The 3,200-nt window shown below is 67.2% G+C and carries 3 protein-coding genes; all 3 read left to right on the forward strand.

Annotated elements, in window-relative coordinates; translation table 11 throughout:
* Positions 1–133 precede the first annotated feature (133 nt).
* Positions 134–760: a CDGSH iron-sulfur domain-containing protein gene (locus EN884_RS30745; RefSeq protein ID WP_013528606.1), complete on the forward strand. Its 627-nt coding sequence runs from the start codon at positions 134–136 to the stop codon at positions 758–760.
* Positions 761–881: 121 nt separating this feature from the next.
* Positions 882–2,924, forward strand: a complete 2,043-nt coding sequence (locus EN884_RS30750) for a hydantoinase/oxoprolinase family protein (protein ID WP_063169666.1) — start codon at positions 882–884, stop codon at positions 2,922–2,924.
* Between the two features lie 98 nt (positions 2,925–3,022).
* Positions 3,023–3,200 (forward strand): hypothetical protein (locus EN884_RS30755; protein ID WP_164895259.1); only part of this gene is annotated, 178 nt, incomplete at its 3' end.

A 3,200-nucleotide genomic window follows, 5' to 3' on the forward strand; every position in this document is an offset into this window, starting at 1 on the left:
GATCGAACTGGTCCCCTGACCGGTTTGCCAGCTTGACGGTCTTCGGGCTGGAGCCATAGCCTGTGCAAATACCCAGCGCGCGCCGCCTCGAACTGTTCAGACGCGACGTGCTTCAGGCAAAAGGAGCTCAGCTATGGCCGGCATGGTCGAAAGCGACAAGATCGACGTCGGGTTTTCCGGCAAGCGCTGCATCCATTCGCGCAACTGCGTGCTCGGCGATCCGCACGTCTTCGTGCCCAACGCGCCGGGTCAATGGATCCATCCCGAGGCGGCCAGCGTCGAGAAGATCGTCGCCATCGCCGAAAGCTGCCCGTCGGGCGCCATCACCTATGTCAGGAAGGATGGCGGGCCGCAGGAGCAAGCACCGGTGGTCAACACGGTGCGGCTGCGGGAAAACGGCCCGCTGGCGGTACACGCCGAGATCGTTCTCGACGGCGAGACTTCTTATCGTGCCACGCTCTGCCGCTGCGGCGCTTCGGAAAACAAGCCGTTCTGCGACGGCAGCCACAACAAATCCGGTTTTGCCGCCACCGGCGAGCCGCAGCTGAAGGACACGCCGGCGCTCGAAGCGAGAAATGGTCCGCTGAAAGTGACGCCGACCACCAATGGCCCGCTCAAGCTTGAGGGCAATCTCGAGATCGTCACCGGAACCGGCCATACGGTCGACCGTACACAACGCGCCTTCCTCTGCCGCTGCGGCCATTCCGCCAACAAGCCGTTCTGCGATGGCACGCACAAGAAAGTGGGGTTTGTCGGGTAGGTTGGCGCTTCGGCCAACGCTGCCAATCTCCGCCTTGGCCCAGCGCTCGCAGCTTTATCGACCCGCCCGCATCGGCTAAAGGCAGGGGCAGACAGACTCCCCAGCCGGACCGCCGCCAAAAATGACAGCCAAGACCAAGCCAAAACCGTTGTTCCTCGGAATCGACACCGGCGGCACCTATACCGATGCCGTGTTGTGGTCTGAAACAGAAGGCCCGCAAGAAGGGCCGAACAAGGGCAAGGTGCTGGCCAAGGCCAAGGCGCTGACCACCAGGCATGATCTTGCCGTCGGCATTTCCGGCGCCGTCGACGCGGTGCTGCAGAAAGCCGGAACCGATCCGGCTGATATCAAGCTGGTGTCGATGTCGACGACGCTTGCCACCAACGCGCTCGTCGAGGGCCAGGGCGGCCGCGTCGCGCTGGTGATGATCGGCTTTTCCGAGGGCGACCTCGCCCGCGACGGGCTGAAGGCCGCGCTCGGCACCGATCCGGTGGTTTTTTGTCCGGGCGGTCACGACGTGCATGGCAATGCCGCCAAGCTCGATCTGTCCGGACTGGAAGCGGCGCTGCCGGAACTCGGCGCCTCGGTGTCCGGCTTTGCCGTCTGCGCCTACTTCGCCACCCGCAATCCGGCGCATGAGATCGCCGCCCGCGAGTTGATCCGCGACAAGTCCGGCCTGCCGGTCACATCGAGCCACGAGCTGTCGGCCAAGCTCGGCGGCCCGCGCCGGGCGCTGACCACTTTGCTCAACGCCAGGCTGATCTCGATGATCGACCGGCTGGTGGCAGCAACCGAAGGCTTCCTCGAGGCGCGCAACATCGCAGCACCGCTGATGGTGGTGCGCGGCGATGGCGCGCTGGTTTCAGCCGCTTTTGCCCGCCAGCGACCGATCGAGACCATCCTGTCCGGCCCGGCCGCCAGCCTGGTCGGCGCCCGCCACATGACCGGGCTCGACAATGCTGTGGTGTCCGACATCGGCGGCACCACCACCGACGTCGCCGTGCTCGACGGCGGCCGTCCCAGGCTAGATCCGGAAGGCGCCACCGTCGGCGGCTTCCGCACCATGGTCGAGGCCGTCGCCATGCGCACCTTCGGCCTCGGCGGCGATTCCGAAGTGGCGCTGGAGGATGGCGCGCTCAACCCCAGGATCCTGCTCGGGCCGCGCCGCCTGGTGCCGCTGGCGCTGGCCGGCATGGCGCATGGCGTAGCGCTGATTTCAGAGCTGGAGCGTCAGCTGCGGGCACCCAATCCCGGCCGTATGGACGGCCGCTTCGCGGTGCGCACCGGCGTGCCGGACCGGCTCGCCGCCGGCCTGACCGGCGCCGAAGCCAGGCTCTACGAGCTGATTGGTGCCGTGCCGCTCGCCGTCGACAGGCTTTTGACCTCGAACGCGCAGAACGCGACGCTGAACCGGCTGGTGTCGCGCGGGCTGGTGCATGTCGCCGGCTTCACCCCGTCGGACGCCGCCCACGTGCTGGGCAAGCAGGCGAACTGGGATCCCATCGCCGCGCGCCTCGGCGCCGAACTGTTCGCCCGCAAGCGTGACGGCCGTGGCCAGAACATCGCCGCTTCGCCGGAAGCGATCTCGGAACGGGTGCTGGTGACGCTGACGCGCTGGTCGGCCGAATATATCCTCGAGACCGCCTTTGCCGAGGATGGGCTCGATGGCGCCGCGACAGTGGCGCACGCCCTGGTGCAGCGCGCGGTCGACGCGCATCCCGGCATCGCCCGCCTGAGCGTCGCGCTCGACCGCCCGGTCATCGGCCTCGGCGCCTCGGCGCCGCTGCACTATGCCGGCTTGGCCGAGCTGATCGGCAATGACTGCGTGGTGCCCAGGGATACCGATGTCGCCAACGCGCTCGGCGCCGTCGTCGGCCAGGTCAGGGTTTCGGCCGAGGCGCGGGTCAGCCAGCCCATAGAAGGGCTGTTTCGTCTCGCCTCGGGCGAGACCGTACGCGATTTCCTCGACGAGGCAGCGGCGATCGCGGCGGCCGAGGCCGATGTCCGCGCCATCGTCGCGGAGCGCGCCAGGGATGCCGGCACCGACAGCGCCGAGATCGACGTCGCCACCGAATTCCGGGTCTCGACCGTCGAGGCCCAGCGCATGTTCATCGAGGCGCATGTCGTGGCCGTGGCCTCGGGAAGGCCGCGCATTGCGGTTTGAGCGACGCGGCGAAATACGCCACCTTCACCCTAAGCTGAATTGACCCGGCAAACCTGACATGCCAAAGGCCCGCAAAGCCTTTCATCTGGAGTAGCCTGATGACCGACCGCATCGAGATCGCCGGATTGCGGATTGCCCGCGAGCTGCATGAGTTCGTGGCCAGGGAAGCGCTGCCGGGCACGGGGATCGAAGCGGACGCCTTCTGGAACGGTTTTTCGGCCGTCGTCCATGATCTGGCGCCGAAGAACCGGGAGCTGCTGGCAAAGCGTGACGCCA

The sequence above is a fragment of the Mesorhizobium sp. M7A.F.Ca.AU.001.01.1.1 genome, from assembly GCF_004022735.1.
Classification (GTDB): Bacteria; Pseudomonadota; Alphaproteobacteria; order Rhizobiales; family Rhizobiaceae; genus Mesorhizobium; species Mesorhizobium ciceri.

What these genes read in the sequence shown, in the direction of transcription:
- EN884_RS30745 (WP_013528606.1), top strand. Translation starts at nt 134, where the DNA reads ATGGCCGGCATGGTCGAAAGCGACAAGATCGACGTCGGGTTTTCCGGC.
- EN884_RS30750 (WP_063169666.1), top strand. Translation starts at nt 882, where the DNA reads ATGACAGCCAAGACCAAGCCAAAACCGTTGTTCCTCGGAATCGACACC.